Annotated in this window: 25 protein-coding genes and 1 tRNA gene; 5 read left to right on the top strand and 21 right to left on the bottom strand. The window is 37.7% G+C overall.

Features of this window, described 5'->3' with window-relative positions:
- Positions 1-105 precede the first annotated feature (105 nt).
- Positions 106-552, top strand: coding sequence for a phosphate-starvation-inducible PsiE family protein (locus AC5YGD_RS04600; RefSeq protein WP_496140858.1), 447 nt, complete (start codon positions 106-108; stop codon positions 550-552).
- A 51-nt stretch (positions 553-603) separates the two neighbouring features.
- Here the strand turns inward: AC5YGD_RS04600 and AC5YGD_RS04595 are convergent.
- Positions 604-693, bottom strand: a tRNA-Ser gene (locus tag AC5YGD_RS04595).
- Positions 694-708: 15 nt separating this feature from the next.
- On the bottom strand, positions 709-2,349 hold the full coding sequence (gene metG / locus AC5YGD_RS04590) for a methionine--tRNA ligase (protein WP_496142332.1): 1,641 nt from the start codon (positions 2,347-2,349) through the stop codon (positions 709-711).
- Between the two features lie 90 nt (positions 2,350-2,439).
- Between metG and apbC the strand changes: the two genes are divergently transcribed.
- Positions 2,440-3,522: an iron-sulfur cluster carrier protein ApbC gene (gene apbC / locus AC5YGD_RS04585; RefSeq protein WP_496142330.1), complete on the top strand. Its 1,083-nt coding sequence runs from the start codon at positions 2,440-2,442 to the stop codon at positions 3,520-3,522.
- A 41-nt stretch (positions 3,523-3,563) separates the two neighbouring features.
- Here the strand turns inward: apbC and AC5YGD_RS04580 are convergent, their stop codons facing one another.
- From AC5YGD_RS04580 to AC5YGD_RS04515, 14 genes are all read right to left on the bottom strand, one after another.
- On the bottom strand, positions 3,564-4,034 hold the full coding sequence (locus AC5YGD_RS04580; RefSeq protein WP_496142329.1) for a DUF4396 domain-containing protein: 471 nt from the start codon (positions 4,032-4,034) through the stop codon (positions 3,564-3,566).
- A gap of 21 nt (positions 4,035-4,055) precedes the next feature.
- Positions 4,056-4,394: an ISC system 2Fe-2S type ferredoxin gene (fdx, locus tag AC5YGD_RS04575; protein ID WP_271558565.1), complete on the bottom strand. Its 339-nt coding sequence runs from the start codon at positions 4,392-4,394 to the stop codon at positions 4,056-4,058.
- A gap of 18 nt (positions 4,395-4,412) precedes the next feature.
- On the bottom strand, positions 4,413-6,257 hold the full coding sequence (gene hscA / locus AC5YGD_RS04570) for a Fe-S protein assembly chaperone HscA (RefSeq protein WP_496142328.1): 1,845 nt from the start codon (positions 6,255-6,257) through the stop codon (positions 4,413-4,415).
- Between the two features lie 11 nt (positions 6,258-6,268).
- Positions 6,269-6,784: a Fe-S protein assembly co-chaperone HscB gene (hscB, locus tag AC5YGD_RS04565; protein WP_496142327.1), complete on the bottom strand. Its 516-nt coding sequence runs from the start codon at positions 6,782-6,784 to the stop codon at positions 6,269-6,271.
- 33 nt (positions 6,785-6,817) lie between these two features.
- Positions 6,818-7,141, bottom strand: a complete 324-nt coding sequence (gene iscA / locus AC5YGD_RS04560; protein ID WP_271541741.1) for an iron-sulfur cluster assembly protein IscA — start codon at positions 7,139-7,141, stop codon at positions 6,818-6,820.
- 5 nt (positions 7,142-7,146) lie between these two features.
- Entirely contained in the window at positions 7,147-7,527 is a 381-nt protein-coding gene (gene iscU / locus AC5YGD_RS04555) for a Fe-S cluster assembly scaffold IscU (protein ID WP_271541743.1), read from the bottom strand.
- A 71-nt stretch (positions 7,528-7,598) separates the two neighbouring features.
- Positions 7,599-8,813, bottom strand: coding sequence for an IscS subfamily cysteine desulfurase (locus tag AC5YGD_RS04550; protein ID WP_271558569.1), 1,215 nt, complete (start codon positions 8,811-8,813; stop codon positions 7,599-7,601).
- Positions 8,814-8,832: 19 nt separating this feature from the next.
- The gene (locus AC5YGD_RS04545) at positions 8,833-9,261 is read right to left on the bottom strand and encodes an Rrf2 family transcriptional regulator (RefSeq protein ID WP_271541747.1); all 429 of its coding nucleotides are present in this window, start codon (positions 9,259-9,261) and stop codon (positions 8,833-8,835) included.
- A 100-nt stretch (positions 9,262-9,361) separates the two neighbouring features.
- On the bottom strand, positions 9,362-10,033 hold the full coding sequence (cysE, locus tag AC5YGD_RS04540; RefSeq protein WP_271557183.1) for a serine O-acetyltransferase: 672 nt from the start codon (positions 10,031-10,033) through the stop codon (positions 9,362-9,364).
- A 74-nt stretch (positions 10,034-10,107) separates the two neighbouring features.
- A complete protein-coding gene (locus AC5YGD_RS04535; RefSeq protein WP_496142326.1) occupies positions 10,108-10,950 on the bottom strand; it encodes an LpxL/LpxP family acyltransferase in 843 nt (280 codons plus the stop codon).
- 2 nt (positions 10,951-10,952) lie between these two features.
- On the bottom strand, positions 10,953-12,329 hold the full coding sequence (locus tag AC5YGD_RS04530) for a TolC family protein (protein WP_496142325.1): 1,377 nt from the start codon (positions 12,327-12,329) through the stop codon (positions 10,953-10,955).
- A 116-nt stretch (positions 12,330-12,445) separates the two neighbouring features.
- A complete protein-coding gene (locus AC5YGD_RS04525; protein WP_496142324.1) occupies positions 12,446-12,961 on the bottom strand; it encodes a shikimate kinase in 516 nt (171 codons plus the stop codon).
- A 19-nt stretch (positions 12,962-12,980) separates the two neighbouring features.
- A complete protein-coding gene (locus AC5YGD_RS04520) occupies positions 12,981-13,169 on the bottom strand; it encodes a zinc-finger domain-containing protein (protein WP_496142323.1) in 189 nt (62 codons plus the stop codon).
- A complete protein-coding gene (locus AC5YGD_RS04515) occupies positions 13,160-14,089 on the bottom strand; it encodes a branched-chain amino acid transaminase (protein ID WP_496142350.1) in 930 nt (309 codons plus the stop codon). Before AC5YGD_RS04515 ends, AC5YGD_RS04520 begins: the two co-directional genes overlap by 10 nt.
- Before the next feature lie 156 nt (positions 14,090-14,245).
- Here AC5YGD_RS04515 and AC5YGD_RS04510 point away from each other — a divergent pair, with 156 nt between their 5' ends.
- Positions 14,246-15,493 (top strand): M48 family metalloprotease, encoded by a 1,248-nt coding sequence (locus AC5YGD_RS04510; protein ID WP_496142322.1) that lies wholly within the window; start codon positions 14,246-14,248, stop codon positions 15,491-15,493.
- Between the two features lie 12 nt (positions 15,494-15,505).
- A complete protein-coding gene (rsgA, locus tag AC5YGD_RS04505) occupies positions 15,506-16,468 on the top strand; it encodes a ribosome small subunit-dependent GTPase A (RefSeq protein WP_496142321.1) in 963 nt (320 codons plus the stop codon).
- Here the strand turns inward: rsgA and AC5YGD_RS04500 are convergent.
- The 4 genes from AC5YGD_RS04500 to hemH form a co-directional block, all read right to left on the bottom strand.
- Positions 16,465-17,112, bottom strand: a complete 648-nt coding sequence (locus AC5YGD_RS04500) for a methyltransferase domain-containing protein (protein ID WP_496142320.1) — start codon at positions 17,110-17,112, stop codon at positions 16,465-16,467. The genes rsgA and AC5YGD_RS04500 overlap by 4 nt on opposite strands.
- A 26-nt stretch (positions 17,113-17,138) precedes the next feature.
- A complete protein-coding gene (locus AC5YGD_RS04495) occupies positions 17,139-17,624 on the bottom strand; it encodes an FKBP-type peptidyl-prolyl cis-trans isomerase (RefSeq protein WP_496142319.1) in 486 nt (161 codons plus the stop codon).
- A gap of 140 nt (positions 17,625-17,764) precedes the next feature.
- Entirely contained in the window at positions 17,765-18,607 is an 843-nt protein-coding gene (locus AC5YGD_RS04490; RefSeq protein ID WP_496142318.1) for a TIGR01777 family oxidoreductase, read from the bottom strand.
- Positions 18,608-18,611: 4 nt separating this feature from the next.
- Positions 18,612-19,643: a ferrochelatase gene (hemH, locus tag AC5YGD_RS04485; protein ID WP_496142317.1), complete on the bottom strand. Its 1,032-nt coding sequence runs from the start codon at positions 19,641-19,643 to the stop codon at positions 18,612-18,614.
- A gap of 128 nt (positions 19,644-19,771) precedes the next feature.
- Here hemH and AC5YGD_RS04480 point away from each other — a divergent pair, with 128 nt between their 5' ends.
- Positions 19,772-20,140 (top strand): CbiX/SirB N-terminal domain-containing protein, encoded by a 369-nt coding sequence (locus tag AC5YGD_RS04480; RefSeq protein ID WP_496142316.1) that lies wholly within the window; start codon positions 19,772-19,774, stop codon positions 20,138-20,140.
- 6 nt (positions 20,141-20,146) lie between these two features.
- Here the strand turns inward: AC5YGD_RS04480 and glk are convergent, their stop codons facing one another.
- Positions 20,147-21,085, bottom strand: a complete 939-nt coding sequence (gene glk / locus AC5YGD_RS04475; RefSeq protein ID WP_496142315.1) for a glucokinase — start codon at positions 21,083-21,085, stop codon at positions 20,147-20,149.
- Between the last annotated feature and the right edge of the window lie 5 nt (positions 21,086-21,090).

The raw sequence follows: 21,090 nt of genomic DNA, 5'->3' as shown, positions 1-21,090 counted from the left end.
TAATAACTACTGTTTTTGTATGGCTTGTGTCTATAGCAGATGCAATTGTTTACGGAGTCATTTACTTTTTTCTAATGATAATAATTTTAGAGGTAATAGAACATAATGAAAAATAAGTTGCAGGTGACTTTACGCTCGATGAAAAGCATAAACGCAAGGCTACATTGGACTACAACAGTTACAGAAAAACTAATGCTTGGTGGCATAGGTGTATTAACTGTTGTAGCCGCTGCCAACGAAGTATGGGGTATGTGGTTACTACAAAATATTGAACTAGCAGACTTATTTTTGCTATTCATTTATACAGAAATTGTAGGTATGGTTGGTGCTTATTATATTAGTAATAGAATTCCAGTAACACTACCAATTATTATTGCAATGACGGCATTGTGTAGATTGATTATATTACACAGTAAAGATGCTGACCCTTGGGTATTAATAGCAGAAGCAGGTGCTATCGTTTTATTAGCAGGAGCAGCCTATGTTATGAGTGCTAAAGAAAAACTAAGTTTAGATAAGAAGAAACAAATGGAGAAACAAAAGGAGTTATAGTGGGATATTTACACTCTCGGATTCTTAGTAAGACGTACTAAGAAGATTGTTTGGTGGAGGATGTGAGATTCGAACTCACGAATCGTTTAACCGATTACACACTTTCCAAGCGTGCGCATTAAGCCGCTCTGCCAATCCTCCAAAACTTTTGGTATTTTATACTTTAGACGACTCGATCATTGCCTCTAATTGCTCATCTTCAATACGAGTCATGAGCGGTTTAAATTTATTGATGTGATGACTGGTCAGTGGGTTCTTAATGTCTTCCCAGTTCAGTGAGTCGATATTAAGGAACTCCTCTGAACTCTTAGCCATCTCTGGAAGCACGGGCTTAAGATACGTCATCAAAATTCTAAACAGGTTAATCGCTAGAGACGTTACCTCGTGAACCTCTTGAGCCTTACCCTCTTCTTTTGCAAGTTGCCAAGGCTTCTTCTCATCAATGTACTGATTCGCCTTGTCCGCAAGCTTCATAATTGAGCGCATAGCATGACCAAAGTTCCTAGCCTCATAATGTGCTGCAATTTCTGGGCCAGCGGCTACAAACTCATTGTAGAGCTCCTGCTCGATGCATGCAGCGGACAGCTCTTTGTCATACTTCTTAACAATGAACGAAGCGCTTCTTGAGGCAATGTTTACGACCTTGCCCACAATGTCAGAATTCACGCGCTGCTTAAAGTCTTCAAGGTTTAAATCAATGTCATCAATCTTGGCAGATAACTTATAGGCATAGTAATAACGGAGACATTCTGGATTAAGGGTCTCTAAGTAAGTCCTTGCCTTAATAAAGGTTCCGCGCGATTTACTCATCTTCTGACCGTTGACCGATAAGAAGCCATGAGCAAAGATTGCGTTCGGCGTTCTAAAGTTTGAGCCCATTAATGTGGCCGGCCAAAACAGTGCATGAAAGTAAACAATATCCTTACCAATGAAGTGATAAAGCTCAGTGTCAGAGCCTTTAGCAAAGAAGTCATCAAACTCAAGTTCACTGTTGTCACATAGCTTTTTAAAACTCGCCATGTAGCCAATAGGCGCATCAAGCCAGACATAGAAGTACTTGTCCTCAGTTCCTGGAATTTGAAAGCCAAAGTAAGGCTTGTCCCTAGAAATATCCCACTGCTGAAGTCCTTGCTCAAACCATTCTGCTAATTTATTGCTGACTTCGTCTTGAAGGTGTCCAGCGTTTGTCCACTCCTTTAATTGCTGTTCGAACTGAGGAAGGTCAAAGAAGTAGTGCTCAGACTCTTTTTCAATTGGGACAGCGCCAGAAACAACAGACCTAGCATTTTTAAGCTCTGTTGTTGAATAAGTTGCGCCACATACCTCACAGTTATCACCGTACTGATCCTCAGAACCGCACTTAGGGCATTCACCTTTAATAAAACGGTCTGGTAGAAACATTTCTTTTTCAGGGTCATAGGCCTGAGATATAACACGGGTCTTAATAAAGCCTGAATCTTTAAGGCGAGAATAGATCAGCTCTGAGTAATGACGATTCTCCTCAGAGTGCGTCGAGTGGAACTGACTAAAATCAACATTGAAGTCACTAAAGTCTGCCTGGTGGCGCTCACTAACGCCTGTAATTAACTCTTCGGGATCAATCCCCATCTCATCTGCCTTGAGCATAATCGGAGTTCCGTGGGCATCGTCCGCGCACACATAATGACACTCATTACCCTGCATTTTTTGAAACCGAACCCAGATATCTGTCTGAATGTATTCAAGCAAGTGCCCTAAATGAATCTCACCGTTAGCATAAGGCAGAGCTGAAGTAACAAGTATTCTTCGTTTGGTCATAATTTGTTATCAATAATCCCAATATTATTAAGGATTCCTTAGATAGTTGTACGATAAAATAGCGCTATTTTACCGACTGAGGTCACCAAATTGACAAATTTAACCGAAGACTCAATACAAAAAATTCTTAGCACTGTTATCGATGTTCATACAGGCTTAGACCTTGTTTCATCTGAGAACGTTAAAAATATCTCTATTGACGATGAGATAGTGAACGTCGAATTACTGCTTAAATATCCTGCGATTAACTACCACGAAGACCTTAAAGGCTCAGTCGAAGAAGCGCTCTCAAAGGAAGGCGTTAATTACTCAAACATTTCTATCAAGTCAAAAATAGCCGCTTACGCGGTTCAAGGCGGAGTGCCTGCGCTGCCAGGCGTTAAAAATATTATTGCTGTTGCCTCAGGCAAGGGCGGCGTTGGAAAGTCAACGACTGCTGTTAACATTGCGCTCTCTCTTCAGTCCGAAGGTGCTAACGTTGCGCTCCTCGATGCGGACATTTATGGCCCCTCTCAGCCGCGCATGCTAGGCGTTAAAGATCTTAGGCCCGAAGAGTCTAAAGAAGGTAATATGAAGCCAGTTCTAGCGCATGGCATTCAGGCAATGTCTATCGGATTTTTAGTGGAAGAAGCCTCTCCTATGGTATGGCGCGGCCCGATGGTAACTCAGGCCTTAGAGCAACTTTTAAAGAACACAGAATGGGAAGATGTGGACTACATGATTGTCGACCTTCCACCAGGAACGGGTGACACTCAGCTAACGTTATCTCAAAAAATTCCTGTCAGCGGAGCGGTCATTGTTACCACGCCTCAAGACATTGCGCTTATTGACGCTCAAAAAGGTTTAGCGATGTTCGAAAAAGTAAACATTCCAATACTAGGTATCGTTGAAAACATGTCGATTCATATTTGCTCAAACTGTAATCATGCTGAAGAGATTTTTGGTAATGGCGGCGGTGAGCGAATGGCCGCTAACTCTAACACGAAGTTTCTTGGAGCGCTGCCACTTAAACTTGAAATCAGAACTGATGTTGACGAAGGCACGCCTAGCGTTGCTAAAGATCCAGAGAGTAAAGTCTCAATGATGTATCAGGAAATTGCCAGGAATGTTGCTGCAACATTGTCGCTTCAAAGCGAGTCAATTGGGGCTTTTCCAAAGATTACAATTGAGTAAGAGATTATAAATTAACTGACCTCTTTCTTTATTGGGAGAGGTTAGTGACAGGCCTTATTAAACTTCTTTAGGCGCCAGTAATTATAAGGCCAAGGCGCTAAAAATCCGACCAAAAGCATTAAAGGGATCGCAAAATAATTTAAGCCCAAGACGCCGCCTGTAAAAACTAGGTCTGTAAACATCATCGCGACTTCCATCATCAGCATTGAAATAAAAGACATCCCGAGCGCCGTTTTTAAGGCGTTCGCAAAATCAAAATTTGACCTGATAAGAATGATCGTCTCCAAGATGACACTTGTTATTAGGCCATTAATAAGAGGCAGCGCTGCAAATAAGTACCAAACAGTACTATAAAGAACAAGGTCACTCGTGACGCCAGAATAGCTGAAATAAGCCAACGTTGCAAATTCACCAGTAGCGCAACCAATGAGGCACCACTTTGTATTATTAGCGCTTTTTGACCACGTATGCTTACAAGCCCAAAAACCGTCATTAATTTTATCTAAAAACATAAGTACTCTCTTTTTTAAAGTTTAGTGATTTTCTGACACCTGATTAATCGTGTACCTTGGAATTTCAATAACTAAGTCTTCCTCTAGAACAATAGCCTGACAAGATAGTCTTGAATCAGGATCAAGCCCCCAGGCTTTATCAAGCAGGTCATCTTCGATTTCATCAGACTCTTCGATTGAGTCAAAACCCTCTCGAACGTATATATGACATGTTGTGCAGGCGTTAGACATTTCACAGGCATGCTCAATTTCAATGCCATTGTCAAGCAAAGCTCTGCAAACACTCGTTCCAGTATTTGTTTCAATAACAATACCCTCAGGGCAAAATTCTTCATTTGGCAGGATAATTAATTGAGGCATAGTGATAGTTTATAGTTATTAGTTAAATTCATCAATTTTATGGCCTTTCATCGCGCTCATTATTGACTTGTTCATTCTCATCTCAACAAATTTTGAGCTAACCTTTTCAAGATCTAGGGTTGCATTTTTTATGAGGGCAACATCATCAGACTCTATTATTGATGATAAATAGGCTCTTGACTGAAGGATGGTTTTAAGCATCGACTCATCTAGAAGGGTTTTATCAGCCTCCAAGGCTGAATCAATTGCCTCTATTGTCCTTGTTGCATCAACTTTCTGCTCTTGAAGCTGCCTTAAGATAATATCTTCTTGGGCAAATACAACGGAGTCCTTAAGCATCTTTTCCATATCGGAGTCACTAAGACCAAATGAAGGCTTAATAATAATTTCAGATTTAACGCCAGAAGTTTCCTCTTTAGCTGAAACGGATAACAAGCCATCTGCATCCACTTGAAATTCAACTAGAATGCGAGCTCTCCCAGCAACCATTGGAGGGATTCCTTTTAACTCGAAACGTCCGAGTGATCTACAATCTTTTGTAAGCTCGCGCTCACCCTGAAATACATGAATACTCATTCCAGTCTGACCATCTTTGTAGGTCGTAAACTCTTGAGCCCTAGTAATTGGTATCGTGGTATTTCTATGAATCACCTTCTCCACCAGTCCGCCCATAGTCTCAAGACCTAAAGAAAGAGGCAGAACATCTAACAGCAATACGTCATCTCTACTTTTATTACCAACCAATATGTTTGCCTGAATTGCAGCACCCTTGGCAACTACCTCATCTGGGTTAATAGAGCATAAAACAGGCCTATTAAAGACCTCTCCAACTCGCTCTCTTATTGAGCTCATTCGAGTTGAGCCACCAACCATAATAACCTCTTTAACGTCAGATATATTAACGTCAGCATCTCTCAAAGCTCGCTTTGTTAGAAGTAAAGTTCTTTTGATTAGAGGCTCACTCATATCATCAAAATGAGATTTTGTAATCTTATAGAGCTGGTCTTCAATAGAAAATTCAGCAGCCTCATTGACTGATAGCTCTTCTTTTGCAGACTTTGAGAGTTTTCTAATTGTCTGGATTTGTGAGGCAGTTAAGTTAGTCAGATTTAGTGAATGAGTGCAGTCTTCAAAAATTAAGTTATCAAAATCATCACCGCCAAGACTTGAGTCACCGCCCGTTGAAAGGACCTCAAAAACTCCTTTAGTGAAATTTAGTATTGATATATCAAACGTACCGCCGCCTAAATCATAAACCGCATGAACACCCTCTTCGCCAGACTCCAAACCGTATGCAATTGCAGCCGCTGTTGGCTCATTAAGAAGCCTTAAAACATTTATCCCTGCAAGTTTGGCTGAGTCCTTAGTAGATTGTCTTTGTGCATCATTGAAGTATGCAGGGACTGTAATTACCGCACCTTTTAGCTCACCGCCAAGAGCCCCTTCGGCGCGAGTCTTTAAGGTAGAGAGAATTTTTGCTGAAATTTCAATAGCTGAGAGGCTGCCAATTGCAGTTTTAAATAAAACGCTACCTTTATGATCTTCAAAATCATAGGGTAAATTTTTAATTTCTTTTGCTTCACTATAACCAATTCCCATAAAACGCTTAATTGATAGAATTGTGTTTGTTGGATCTTTTATTGCCAAATCAAGCGCTTCATGACCAACGATAAGCTCCTTAGAGCCGCAATAAACGACAGAAGGGAGGATTGCCCTATCGCTTTGATCTAAAACTAGCTTCGTCTCACCGCTCATTACGCTAGCCACTAGAGAATTGGTTGTACCTAAATCAATACCACAAGCCAAATTGTGGTGGTGTGGCGCAGTGGATTGGCCGGGCTCTGAAATTTGTAATAACGCCATAAACTAAATCCTTAGAGCAGTTCGTCCATTAATTTATTAGCTTCTTTATAGAGCTGATCATAAAACTTGAGTTCTCTTACATTCATTTTGATATCCATGAGGTCACTCTTAAGCTCAAAAGCCTTATAAATTGATTCTGTATTCTCTTCGATATGAAGATCAACTCGCTCCAAAAAGCCCTCTAAGCCTAAGCTATCTCGATCTTCCTCAATTACTTCAAGCTCTTCACGTAAGTCAATCTGAGAAATCAAAAAATCATGATTCATTACTGTATCTCTCTCATCAAATGGGTCTAAACCCTGCATCTTAAGTAGATAACTTGCACGATTTAATGGGGTTTTAAGAGATGTAAATGCTGTATTTAAAAGCGATGTATTTTGAAGCGCCTGAAGCTTTTCAGACTCACTCTTTGTAGCGTATTTATCCGGGTGAAACCTGGATATTTCTTTTCGATATGAAGATTTGAGCTGATCATCATCTATAAAGAATGATGTTTCAAGATCAAATAACTCAAAATAATTTTGCATTAGGGTTTTACCTTGAGAGCTAACGAAAACGAATTAAACAGTAAAGGATTCGCCACAACCACATTCAGCTTTCGAATTTGGATTGTTAAACTCAAAACCTTCGTTTAGGCCTTCTTTTTGGTAATCAACTTCAGTACCATCTATATAAATTAAGCTTTTAGCATCAACAATAACTTTAACGCCCTTGTCATCAAACAGGGTGTCATCGTCATTAACTGCATCAACAAATTCCATGTTATAGCCAAGGCCAGAACAGCCTGTCGTTTGAACAGAGAGCCTTACACCAACACCTGTGCCTCGATTAGCTAAGTAATCGCTCATTCTCTCTGCCGCTTTTTCAGTTAACGTTATTGCCATAATTATTAGCTAGCCTTACTCTTCAGATCATTAATGGCTGCTTTTATTGCATCTTCAGCCAGAACTGAACAATGAATCTTTACGGGAGGTAGCTCTAACTCTTCTACAATTTCAGTATTTTTAATCTGAGCTGCTTCATCCAACGTCTTTCCTTTAACCCACTCGGTTAAAAGAGATGATGAGGCAATTGCTGAGCCGCACCCATACGTTTTAAATTTAGCCTCTTCGATTACACCTTCATCATTTATTTGAATTTGCAATCTCATGACGTCACCACAAGCAGGAGCTCCAACCATTCCTGTTCCTACATTTGCGGCATCTTTATCTAAAACTCCAACATTACGTGGGTTTTCATAGTGATCCATTACTTTTTTACCATATGCCATAAATTACTCCGAATTTAAGTTTAATTTTACTCTATACCGTTATATTTTATTGATTTAAACACTTAGCCTACTTAGTGCGCAGCCCATTCAACTGTACTTAAATCAACCCCATCCTTAAACATATCCCATAGAGGCGATAAATCCCTTAATTTTTGAACTTTTTCACGAACCAGTGTAATTGCATCATCGACATCTTTTTCAGTTGTATATCGACCAACACTGAAACGAATTGAACTGTGTGCCAGTTCATCAGTAAGCCCTAAAGCTCGGAGCACATAAGAAGGCTCTAAGCTTGATGAAGTGCAAGCAGAGCCAGAAGACACCGCTACATCAGAAATCGCCATCATTAGAGATTCACCTTCAACGTAGTTAAAACTTATATTCAAATTTCCTGAAATTCTTTGGTCTAGGTCACCATTAACAACAACCTCCTCCATGTCAGAAAAACCAGCAAGCAATCTATCACGTAGCTTTTGAACCCTTATACCTTCATCTTTCATTTCAGCTTTAGCAATTGCGAACGCTTCACCAATACCAACAATTTGATGGGTAGCTAACGTGCCAGATCGCATTCCGCGCTCATGTCCACCACCATGCATCTGAGCCTCAAGTCTTACTCTTGGCTTACGAGACACATAAAGCGCTCCCATACCCTTAGGTCCATATATCTTATGCGCTGAAAAACTCATTAAGTCAACCGGAAGTGACTCTAAATTGATCTCTAACTTACCAACTGATTGAGCAGCATCAACATGGAAAAACACCTTATTTTCTCTACAAATATCACCAATAGCCTGTAAATCTTGGATGACACCAATCTCATTATTAACATGCATAATTGAGGCAAGAATTGTATCCTCTCTTATTGTTTTCTTAAAAACATCCATATCTAACAATCCGTTCGGCAATGGGTCTAAATAAGTGACCTCAAAACCTTCTCTTTCAAGTTGGCGGCATGTATCTAGGACAGCCTTGTGTTCAGTTTTTAGGGTAATAATATGCTTACCACGCTTTTCATAAAAGTGAGCAATACCTTTGATTGCCAGATTGTTTGACTCAGTCGCGCCTGAAGTCCAGACAATCTCTCTTGGATCAGCCCCTACTAGATCAGCTACTTGTGAGCGCGCCTCATCGACCGCTTTTTCAGCCTGCCATCCATAAAAATGAGAGCGTGAAGCTGGATTCCCAAAATCACCTTCCATTGTTAAGAATTTAGCCATTTTTTTAGCAACACGAGCATCTACTGGAGTAGTAGATGAATAGTCCATATAAGTTGGAGTTAGCATTATTTATATTCCTTAATTATTAATGTAATTGTATATCTTGATTAATTTTATAATCATCAATGACCTGTTGAAGATTTCTGGTACTCAGAAACCCTCTTATTTGGTCACTTACCTCACACCACAAGTGATGTGACAAACACTGCTTACCCCTTAAGCAATCTTTTGAGCCGTGACAGCGACGTAAATCTATGTTCTCATCAACAGCTTCAATAATTTGTGTAAGAGTAACGTCCACAGCGTTAACATTTAAAAGGTAACCGCCACCTGGACCTCGAACACTTTTAACCAATGATGCTTTTCTTAGCTTAGCAAAGAGCTGCTCTAAGTAAGAAAGTGAGATATTTTGCCTTTGAGAAATCATATCCAGTGTGACAGGTTTAGCTGACTCATTAGATGCAAGATCAAGCATTGCAGTTACTGCGTATCTTCCTTTAGTAGTTAGTTGCATAACATTATTAGTTTATTAAAAAATTCAAGTAAATTATACTAGTAACCAACGAAAATAGTCAAGTATTAAATTCACTCAACAATTACTTATTTTCAACAATTTATGAGTCTTCTTTTATGGGCTTAGAATCAACAGGCAGATTGGCTATTTTCTTGTCGATTTCAGCCAAGCGCTCAATAATAGAATCTACAGCTTGAATAGTTGGGTCATTAGAGCGACCACTTGAGCTTGCAGCGTAAGAGTCAAACGTATCACTCTCACTAGCCTTCTTAACAACGACGCGTCCTGGGATGCCAACTACAGTGTCATTGTCATCAACTGACCTTACTACAACTGAATTTGAACCAACACGAACATTAAGGCCTAGAGTAATTGGACCTAGAATTTTTGCACCTGCTCCAATAACTACGCCGTCTTTTAATGTGGGATGGCGCTTCTCTTTATCCCAAGAGGTTCCGCCGAGAGTAACTCCGTGGTACATCATGCAGTCATCACCAATCTCAGCAGTTTCACCAATAACAACGCCCATACCATGGTCAATAAAAAAGCGTCTCCCAATGACAGCGCCAGGATGAATTTCAATGCCAGTAAACCAGCGCGCAAAAGTAGAAATAAAGCGCGCAAGCCAGAAGAGTTTATAACCCCATAATAAATGAGTTAAGCGATAAATAATTACAGCCTGAACCCCTGAATAACAGGTAAGTATTTCAAATACATTTCTTGCCGCTGGGTCGCGGTCAAAAACGCTTCTTACATCTTCAAAAATTCTCATAGATAAATTATACCATTATTGATAATGACAAGATTTTTGTGACAATAAAATAACAATTACTTGGATTCAGATAATTAGCCGTATGTATGCGTTGATTTAAATCGTTTGTAACTCCACATATACTGCTCTGGTATCTTTCTAATTAAATCTTCAATACAGTGGTTCATGGATGCAACGTGATCTTCTAAAGTATCACCATTTAAATTAAGTTCAACAGGCTCGAGATTAAGCTCATAACCCCTTCCTTTAGGAAGTCTTTTGGCCCAAAACATTAATACCTGCAGATCATTCTTATTTGCAATTTTAGCAAGCAAGGTCATTGTGTTGGCCTCTTTATTAAAAAATGGAGACATAATGCCCCCTTCCCCTCCTGGGTCTTGATCAGGTAACATCCCAATAAGTTCATTATTTTTTAATGCGCGTTGAATCTTTAAAATTCCAGATTTATCAGCGCTAGCCATAGTCAAGTTACCTTTATTTCTGCGCTTAAATAAATAATCATTTTGTTTTTGACTTCTCAGTGGTTTATACATAAACGTAACTTTTCTTGTATTAGCAAGAACCCTACCTGTTAGCTCCCAGCATCCAATATGAGGCACCAGTAGAATAGTTTTTTTTTGATTGTCTAAATAATGCTCACCATTAAAATCACGAACATAGTTCACATTTTTTGAAAAGCTTTGATTCCAAATTAAACCAGATTCAGTTAAATTTTTGCCTGTATGAATAAGTGCATTTTTAACAAGAGACTTTTGGTCTTTAAGGCTGAGCTCAGGAAAACAGATTTCAACATTTTGAACTGAAACTTTTTTTGCTTCAGAACCAAAAATATAGAGTAATTTACCTATTAATGCCCCAAATGTATGATTAATCTTCAGAGGCAAAATAGAGCATAAAGATAAAAACAGGCGAATCATTTTTATTTATACAATTGATCGATTGCTGCTTTGTAATCAATTACTATTTTTTGGTAAGTACCAGCTGCTTGCAGATAAGTCAGGTTTGCAAGGTTAGCATTTCTTTTTGCTGCAATCACTAATGATTTTTGACCACGAGCCTCACCAAACTTGATCTGTTCCTCAATAACCATTTCTTCGGCTAAAGAGCCCTGCTCCAAGTAAAGCACAACAAGTTCGGACAATAAGTCAACTTGTGCAAGCAAATAGTTAATTTGTTGAACATTTGTAATCTCAGTCTCTTGCCTTTTAGCATCCACATTATCAATGCTAATTTCAGCGCGCTCAACATCTATTAGTTCTTTTCTAGAGCCTAATGGATAAGAGATATCAACACCAACACTCCAAGAGTAATCCCTGTTACCAAAGCTGCCAAAATACTTGTCGTCCTCACCCAACGAAGATAAGCCTAAATTTAAATTAACACTAGGCATTGTTTTATCTTCAAAAGTTATTAACTGCCTTTGAAATCTAGCTTTATCAAAGTCAAACTTTTGAATTAATCTTGAGTTTTTGACAAAAGAGCTAGGATCAATTTCAGTTAAGTTATGGACTTCGAATAAGTCAAGTTCAACAATCATATCTGACTCTTTAGAGCCTATTAGATTAGCGAGCTCTCTTCTTTCGATAATTAATTCTTTACTGGACTGGAGTAATTGCTGCTTAGCTTTAACATATGAGTCTTTTTGCTGAATTAAAACAGACTTATCAATCAGCGAGTTTTCATATTTTTCTTCATCCAAATCAAGCTGCTGCTTTGATAAATCAAGTGAAATTTGATGGTTTTTTACAACTTCTTGTTTGAGGGCTAAATCGATAAATTTAGAAAGCTTAGACGCTAAAAATGTTTCAGCTTGCTCTTCAAGGCTCACTTGCTTTGCCATCATATCTAACGAAGCTAGATCAGTAGCAAGACGGTCATTCAAGCCATCTTTATTTTGAAGTAACGGGCGAACATAATCAAACGCCAAGAGATTTGAATGAGAGGCATTACTGTCTTTATCATTTCGAGTTAAAGAGTGCTTTAAATTAACGCTAGCACCTGAGTCTTCAACTTTTCTATTTGCAGAAACTTCATATTTAGTTGAATACAAATCTTTATAGAGTCTTGAAGAAGAATCTTCACCACCTGTAAATGCCTCACTTACGCCGGCCTTTATATTCCAGTCAGAGTAAGTTAAAGATGCTTTTTGATCCAATAGGCTTGTTTTTTCAGATAGAGATAGCTGAACAAAATAAGGGTGCGTTTCCACTAACCTTTCACTGAATTCATTTAGGGTTATGGCACTTGCATTTGATGATATTAACAAAAATACCGAAAGACTAGCTCTCTTTAACATCCTATCCCCTTTGTCTGTTCAAAACAATTAACATAAAAAAGTATCATTTTAGAGTAACAAATAAATATTTTAGTGAAGTTTTGATGAATTTTATGCAAAAAATAAAAATATAAAGCCTATAGCGCTTCAATAATTTCATCAATCACTTCATTAAGTTTTTTTCCATTGGTATTAATAATGACTGAAGCAACCTCTTTGTATAAGGAATCCCTAGCTTCTAAAATATCAGTAATCGTTTTTCTTCGATTGTTACTTTTTTCAAGTAGAGGCCGAGTTTTTGACTTTGCGGTCCTTCTAAGAATTTGATCAACGGATGATGAAAGATAAACCACTGCACCTGCTTTCTTGATCAGTTCACGATTTTCCTTAAGGATTACTGCGCCGCCTCCAGTTGCTAAAACTATATTAGGAGTAACACATAATTTTTTTATTACATCAGATTCTCGAGCCCTAAAGCCTTTTTCACCTTCAACATCAAATATATGATCAATGCTTACGCCTGTTGTATCAATAATTTCATGATCTGAGTCAAAAAAATCAAGACTTAACTTTTCTGATAAACGCCGCCCAATAGTTGTCTTACCTGAACCCATTGGGCCAACTAGAATAATATTTTTTATTTTTGATTGCATTTTTTCAAAGGAAAAAATTTTATGTATCTAACTGATAATTAGCGCCGCAATATGGGCATTTTGATTTTCCTTCTTCCGAAAATGAAAGAAATACTTTAGGGTGCATATTCCATGTCTTTTCACCTTTTGGAGGGCAATGGAAAGGGATTTCATTTTTGGAAACTAAAACAAAGGTGGAGTCAGGATGATTTAGTTTTTTCAAGAACATCTCCCACTCTCAATCCAATATTTATAGTCTTCATTACGCCCATGAACGCAATCAAAATATAAAGCTTGAAGCTTCTCAGTAATTAGGCCTCGTGATCCTATTCCTATTTGGTTTCCATCGAGGTCTCTTATTGGCGTAACCTCTGCTGCAGTTCCTGTAAAGAATGCCTCATCAGCATTATAGATGTCATCACAAGAAATTTTCTTTTCAGTAATTTTATAACCCAAAGATTTTGCTAAAGTAAAAATAGTATCTCGAGTTATTCCTGGCAAAGCAGAAGTTAAATGAGGCGTATAGAGAACTTCATCTTTAATTACAAAAATATTTTCACCGCTACCTTCCGAAACAAAGCCATCAACATCAAGCATTAAGGCCTCATCAAAGCCATGATCTTGGGCCTCTTTAAGGGCCATCATTGAATTAATATAGTTACCATTCATCTTTGCCCCACTTAAAGAGGGATGAGCATGATGCCTAATATAAGAAGAGGTTCGAATTCGAATGCCTTTTCTCATGTTGTCTTCACCTAAATAAGAGCCCCACTCCCAAGCAGCTATCATTACGTGAACCTTTAAATTGTCGGCCCTTAAGCCCATACCTTCTGAACCATAAAAACACATGGGTCTAATATAGGCAGAGTTTAGATTATTTTTTGTAACAACCTCTCTTTGAGCTTGGTTTAGAATATCCGCATCAAAAGGGATGCTCATTCCAAGAATCCGAGCTGAATTAAATAAGCGCTCAGTGTGCTTTTCAAGTTTAAAAATTGCAGGTCCATCGGATGTTTCATAAGCGCGAACACCTTCAAAAGCGCCCATACCATAATGCAAGGTATGTGTTAGGACGTGAACTTTTGCTTCACGCCAATCAACCCAATCTCCATCCATCCAGATGAATCCATCTCTGTCTTCCATTGTCATCATAAAAAACCTTAATTTTTAAAAATTAAACTATATATATTTGATATTTATCACGAAATTATACCCAGCAATTTATGAAATTTTCAATATCTAATATATGTTAAATCACTAGGTATAATTAGATCTGAAAACTTTTTCCCTTCTAAATTAAAAAAAATGGAATTCAACTTATTTACTTTTATTTTTTTATTCGCAATTTCAGCGTCTGTTTTATCATTACTTTGGCTTAACTTTAGACAAGATAAAGCAATAAATAACTCTTTTAATGCTGTTCCAGAAGGCTTTAGTGAATCCATTAAGCTTGAAGATCATCAAAAAGCAGGTAACTACACCAAAGCCAAACTTCTTTTAAATCATTTTGAAATCATTTTTTCTACAGTTGTGCTTCTTATTTGGACGCTTGGTGGGGCCATGGATTCACTTGATTCCTATTGGAGCCAAAGAATTTTAGATCCTGTTTTAATGGGGACAGTTTTTGTTCTGAGCATCATGTTAATTGCAAGCCTAATTGACCTCCCCTTTAGCATCTATCGCACCTTTGTTCTTGAACAAAGATTTGGATTTAACCGGATGACTATTAAAACTTTTGTAGGGGATCTATATAAAGAGATCTTATTAACTTTAATTTTAATGCTTCCTCTGATCTATGCAATTTTATTTCTTATGAATATTGAAGCTATTGGGAATTACTGGTGGATTTATGTTTGGGTAATTATTAGTGGATTTTCACTAATAATGATGTGGGTTTATCCTTCTTATATAGCACCAATTTTTAATAAATTTAATCCACTAGACAATGAGAGCCTTAAAAGTAGAATTACAAGCCTACTTACTCGAACAGGATTTGGGAGTAATGGTATTTATGTTATGGATGGATCTAAAAGATCGTCTCATGGAAACGCATACTTCACAGGAATTGGTAAAAATAAAAGAATCGTGTTCTTTGATACACTCCTCAAAGGTATGGAAGATAAAGAAATTGAAGCGATACTAGCACATGAACTGGGACACTTTCATCATAAGCACACGCAAAAAAGGATGGCAAGTTCTTTTATATTTAGTTTTGCTAGTCTTGCTTTGTTAGGTTTCCTAATAAATCAAGCTTGGTTTTATAATGGACTTGGAGTGTCTGAGCCATCATCTCATGCTGCGCTTGTTCTTTTCGCTTTGGCACTTCCAGTCTTTAGTTTTTTCATTACGCCTTTCAGTAACCTTGCATCTAGAAAGCATGAGTTTCAAGCAGATGCTTTTGCAGCTGGTCATACAGATGCAAATGACTTAATTTCATCTCTAATTAAACTTTATAAAGAAAATTCATCGTCATTATCTCCAGATAAGTACTACTCAGCCTTTCATGATTCTCACCCAAGTGCAGTTCTCAGAATTGAGCGCCTACAATTATAAATTGATCATTTAGTGGCCCTTACTAGAAGACAGCAGTGGCGAATTGATAAGGTTCAATCTGAAAAAATTGCCCGGTCAAATAAAGCATCTATTAAAGCAGAGTCAAATGTAGACAATAATGAGGCTGGACATAAGGGTTTAGTTATTACAAGGTACGGCCAGCGGCAACTTGTTGAACTTAAAAGTGGTGAAATTTTTCAGGCAGTCAGTCGTCAAAATATTGGATTTTCTGTCGCAGGAGACCAGGTTCTACTACAGACAACAAAAGAAGGTGAAGGAATAGTAACAGCAATATTCCCAAGGAAAACAGAACTAAAGAGGCAAGAGCGTCTAATAGCTGCCAATATTGATCAGCTTTGGCTTATTGTCGCTATTGAGCCCCACTATCAGTTTGAGCTTATTGATCGTTATCTTGTAATCGCAGAAGACTCCAATCTGCCAATTAACATTGTTGTTAATAAAATTGAACTTTCAAAAAATAATGAGCAATTAGAAAGTGACTTTTCAAACTACCAAGAGCTTGGGTATGACGTCCACTTTTTAAGCGTTAAAAATGAAACAAACCTGAAAGAATTCAAAACAAAGCTTGTTAATAAATCGCATATTTTTCTCGGTCAGTCTGGCGTTGGAAAATCGTCACTCATTAATTCATTAATCCCAGATTTAGAACTTAGAGTGAATGAAATTTCTAGTAAGAGTAAGCTTGGCAAGCATACCACGACAAATACAACTATTTATCATATCCCTAGTGGCGGTGACTTAATTGACTCCCCAGGAATACGAGAGTTTCAACTGGATAACCTTTCTGAAAAACAAATAGTTAATGGCTTTAGAGAATTTAAATCACTAGCCGGTGAGTGCAGGTTTAGAAACTGTCACCATATTAATGAGCCAGGATGTGTTGTTAAAGAGGCTGTTGAATTAGGAGAAATACACCCTAATCGCTACGAAAGCTATCTTAACATCCTTCCTTAACTATTTTTTTGGAAGAAAACCACCCTTTCTGAAATAAAATAAACCTCAATATTCAAATAGCTTGCTAAGAAACTTAGCGACTTTTTAGTAAAAAAGCCTATATGAGATGGGTCATTCTTGTAATACCATGAGCTAAAGTCAATTTGAGGGGTTAATATTTGGGTCATTACAGCAAGGTGACCTTGATTATTAAGCATTTCAATAAGTCTGCTTATCTCTGCCATAGGCTCACTCAAGTGCTCCACTACTTCAGTAGCACTAATAAAGTCATACTTTTTCTCAAATACAGAAATATCATTAGCATAGAACTTGTCATAGAGATCCACAGAGTGTCCACATTCTTCAAGCATAAGAGAAAGCGTTGGGCCAGGGCCTGAGCCGAAATCAAGGCCATTTGATTTTTGTGGGATCCTTTCTAAAAGGGGCACTAATAGTTGGGATAAGAAGTGTCGATAACGATGATCATTAGGATCATTATTATGGGTATCGTATCTTGATTTTTCCTCAGCATCTGAGAGGTGATACATTTTTGGAACAAAAACAAAATCACAACTTAAACAGCATAAATATTCACGAAACTTCTCTTTATAGAATTTAGAGCTATTAGTTATCTTACAAAGCGGACAAGCAATCTTATTAATCACTTTAGTCCGCTAAGAGTCATATTTATTTAGTGGGAGTGTCCACCAGCAGAGTGAGCATGACCATGAGAAACCTCCTCTTCCAATGCATCTCTAACGTCTTCAATAGAGACTGAAAAGTGAAGAGTTTCTCCAGCCAAAGGATGGTTTGCATCAACAGTAATCTTTTCATCATCCAGCTTAATAACAGTCACAACAAAAGGGCTTCCATCTTGGTCTTGAGATTGGAGCTGCATCCCAATAGTTACCTCATCAATTCCTTGTAGGGCAGTTCTTGGAATTTCTTGAATTGCATCATCCATTTTAAGGCCATAACCCTCTTCAGGCTCAATAGAAACCTCAACCTTATCGCCTTTCTTAGAGCCCTCTAAAGCTGTCTCTAATCCTGGAATTATGTTTCCATGACCCTGTAAAAAGTCCATAGTTTCTTTGCCTTCAGACGAATCAATAACGTCTCCCACATCATTCTTAAGGGTGTAATGCATTGAAACGACTTTATCTTTAGTTACTTTCATATCTTCTCCAAAATTTAATACAAAAAAAAGACCCTCCAAGATGGAAAGTCTAAAAGTAATTCTTTGTTACAGGGTGAAACTCAATATTATATTTTATCATATACCAAAGAAACTTCAGGCTAAAGCATTAAAAAATCTTACTAAGTAAGATCATCCATTGCACTCTTAATATCTGGATAATCAAAAATGAAGCCTTCCTCAAGTATTTTTTTTGGGATAACAGATATACTCTCTGTCAATATTTGTGATCCACTTCCAAAAAGTAGCTTTAACTGCCATTCCCAAAGCGGCACTAAAAATGGTCTTTTTAAAGCACTAGCAAGAGCTTTGCCCAATACCTTTTGAGGAATAGGCTCTGGCGCAGTAATGTTATACACACCCTTAGCTTTTGGATTATTTAAAATAAAATTAACAGCTCTTACAAGATCTTTTATGTGAATCCAAGAAAAACATTGGTTTCCACTTGCAATTGGGCCGCCTAATCCAAAAAAATAAGGCCAATAAAGCTTCATAAAAGCGCCTCCACTTCTTGAAAGAACAACCCCAAATCTTAAAATTATAGTGTCTTCTGAGATTGACTTTGCAGCGCTCTCCCATGCAACAGAAAGCTCAGCAAGATAACCCTCACCTCTTAAGCCATTCTCAGAGTGAGGGTTACTGCAATCTGACTCAGGATAAAAACTAACCCCTGAAGCGCACATAACCTTTGGCTTGGTTGTCATCATGCTTATTGCTTTTGAGAGCATTTGAGTAGTATCGATTCTACTCTCCCAAACTTCTTTTAGATGACTCTTAGTCCATCGCTTTGCAATAGTCGATCCAGACAGTTGAATAACAAGATCACTATCTTTTAATGACAATGACAAAGTATCTATAGATTTGAAAGCACTTCTATTTAAACACTGAACTTCATGACTAGCTGAAAGATTTTTTGCAAGCGCATTACCAATTAATCCCGAACCACCAAAGATGACAATCTTCATCTTATTACATCCACCCTACTGCATTTTTTAGTAGAAGCTGTGTTAGGAATTCAATGTGGTCTTTTCTGTCATTAAGTGCTGGAATATAGCCAAATTTTTCACCGCCTGACTCCATAAAGTAATCATGATTTTCTTCACTAATCTCTTCAATCGTCTCAAGACAATCTGCAGAAAAACCAGGACAGATAACTTGAACATTTTTCACGCCTTTGGCTGGAAGTGCCTTTAATGTTTTGTCAGTATATTCCTTCATCCATTCGCCAGCTCCCAGTCTAGATTGGAACGTCATAGTATATTCATTAGGCTTTAAATTTAACTTAGATGCCAAAAGAAACGTAGTTTTGCAGCACTGACATGGGTAGTTATCTCCCTTATCAAAGTAGCGCTTAGGTATTCCGTGGTATGACATTAAAAGGAGATCGGGCTTACCATGAGCTGCTTGATATTCTTTAACACTATTAGCTAAAGCTTCAATATATAAATCTTCTTTACTGTAGCTACTAATAAACCTTAAGTCAGGAACATTTCTCCAGTTCATCAGCTCTCTAGCAGCTGCATCAAAAACTGAACCAGTTGATGCCCCAGCATATTGAGGATATAAAGGTAAGATAATAATATTATTACATCCCTGAGCCTCAAGCTCGTTTAGTGCAGAGCCCATTGATGGATTTCCATAGCTCATACCTAAAGACACAGCAAACTTACCAGGTGCAAGCTTTTCAAGCTCTATTGCTATTGCATTTTTTTGTTTTTTTGCAATTGATAGAAGCGGTGATCCTTTTCCATGCGTATCCCAAACAGTTTGATAGGCCTTCGCTGATTTTCTTGGTCTTAAGTTAAGAATTACCCCATTTAATATAATTTTCCAAATCCAGCGAGGAGGAGGAGGCTCAATAACCCTTGTATCTGATAAAAACTGCCGTAAATAAGGCTTAACTGCCTTCTTCGTAGGTGCATCAGGAGTTCCCAAATTAGACAAAAGAATCCCAATTTTTGCGTCACTCGCAGATTCGTGTATTGAAGTACATTGGTACAATTTAGTCTCTCAAATTTATTTTTTCAAGGTGATAAGATACCCTATAAAGTGCCTTTCACTGTAAAACATGTTATCTATATCTATTGTAGTTATTTACATATTACGACTTTCATTATTATATAAAAAATATGCATATATTATTACTAGTTGCCCACGGCAGCAGAAGAAAAGAATCAAACATTGAGATTGAATCTTTATCAGAAAAAATTTCGACACTAGAACCGAAAGAATTTGACAAAGTAATGCCTGCCTTCTTGGAGTTCGCCTCACCTTCTATTCCAGAAGCAATTAAAGAGTGTACTGAACTAGGCGCAACTAAAGTTACAATATTGCCTTATTTCCTATCTGCCGGGGTTCACATCACCAAAGATATACCTAATGAAATTACTGAGGCCTCTGAAGGAAGTCCAGGTTTAGAAATTAAAGTAGCAAACTACTTTGGATCTCGTGATGAGATCGCGCAAATCCTTCTTAAAACGGCCCTAGACATTAAATAAAGCTCTTTACTTGTTTAGTTGGTAAGTACTTCCAATTAGGCCCATATTTTCTTTTTTTGATATAAAGATTGGAATATCAGTCATATAATATTTTAAGCGCCCTTTGTCTTCAAAACTTTTTAAAAAGTCACTATCAATAAAGAAATCTAAAAAGTTTCTTACCAGATCACTTGTAATATAAATGCCACCTAAGCAGCCTGTTGATAAAGCAATAGTTCCAGTGACTGAGCCAAATATTTGACAAAACAAGTGGAGTGTTTCTTTGGACATTGAATCTGGATTAACTTTTATTGCAGCAGAAGTAATCTCTGAGGGTGAATTAAACAACACTTCTTTTTCATTAATTTGGCATAAAGCTTTATACAAATTAACAATACCTGGCCCAGACAATATTCGCTCAACTGCAACATGGCCAAATTGCTTTTTTAATAAAGTCCAAATCTCAATTTCTAAGTTAGAGTTTGGCGCAAAATCTGAATGCCCTCCTTGCGCAGGAAGTGGAACCCATCCGTTAGATGAATTAATCAGTCCGCAAGTTCCTAAGCCCGTCCCAGGACCAATAACCAGCCGGACTCTTTCAGGCTGAACAGCTCCCTGATTAATAATAATAACATCATTATCCTTGAGTGTAGTAGTTGCAAGGGCTTGCGCTGAAAAGTCATTAATCCAATTAACCTGAATATCATTCAAAGCTGAAGAGACATTACTTTTATTAATAACCCAATCATTATTTGCAGGTTTAAAGATGTCTAAGTGCGTTGTTCCTGCAGAGGCTATGCATGCTGAAATAATTTCAGCGTCATTAATTGAAGAAATATAAGAATTAATTGCTTCCTGAACTGTTTCAAACTTTGTGCACTGAAGCGTTTTTATACTCATTAGCTCAGACTTACCTGGAGCAACAAGGGCAAATCTAGCATTTGTACCGCCAATATCTCCTACCAAATTAT

It is taken from the genome of Candidatus Pseudothioglobus sp. uisw_070, assembly GCF_059512545.2.
This window is presented reverse-complemented; position numbering and strand designations above follow the sequence as displayed.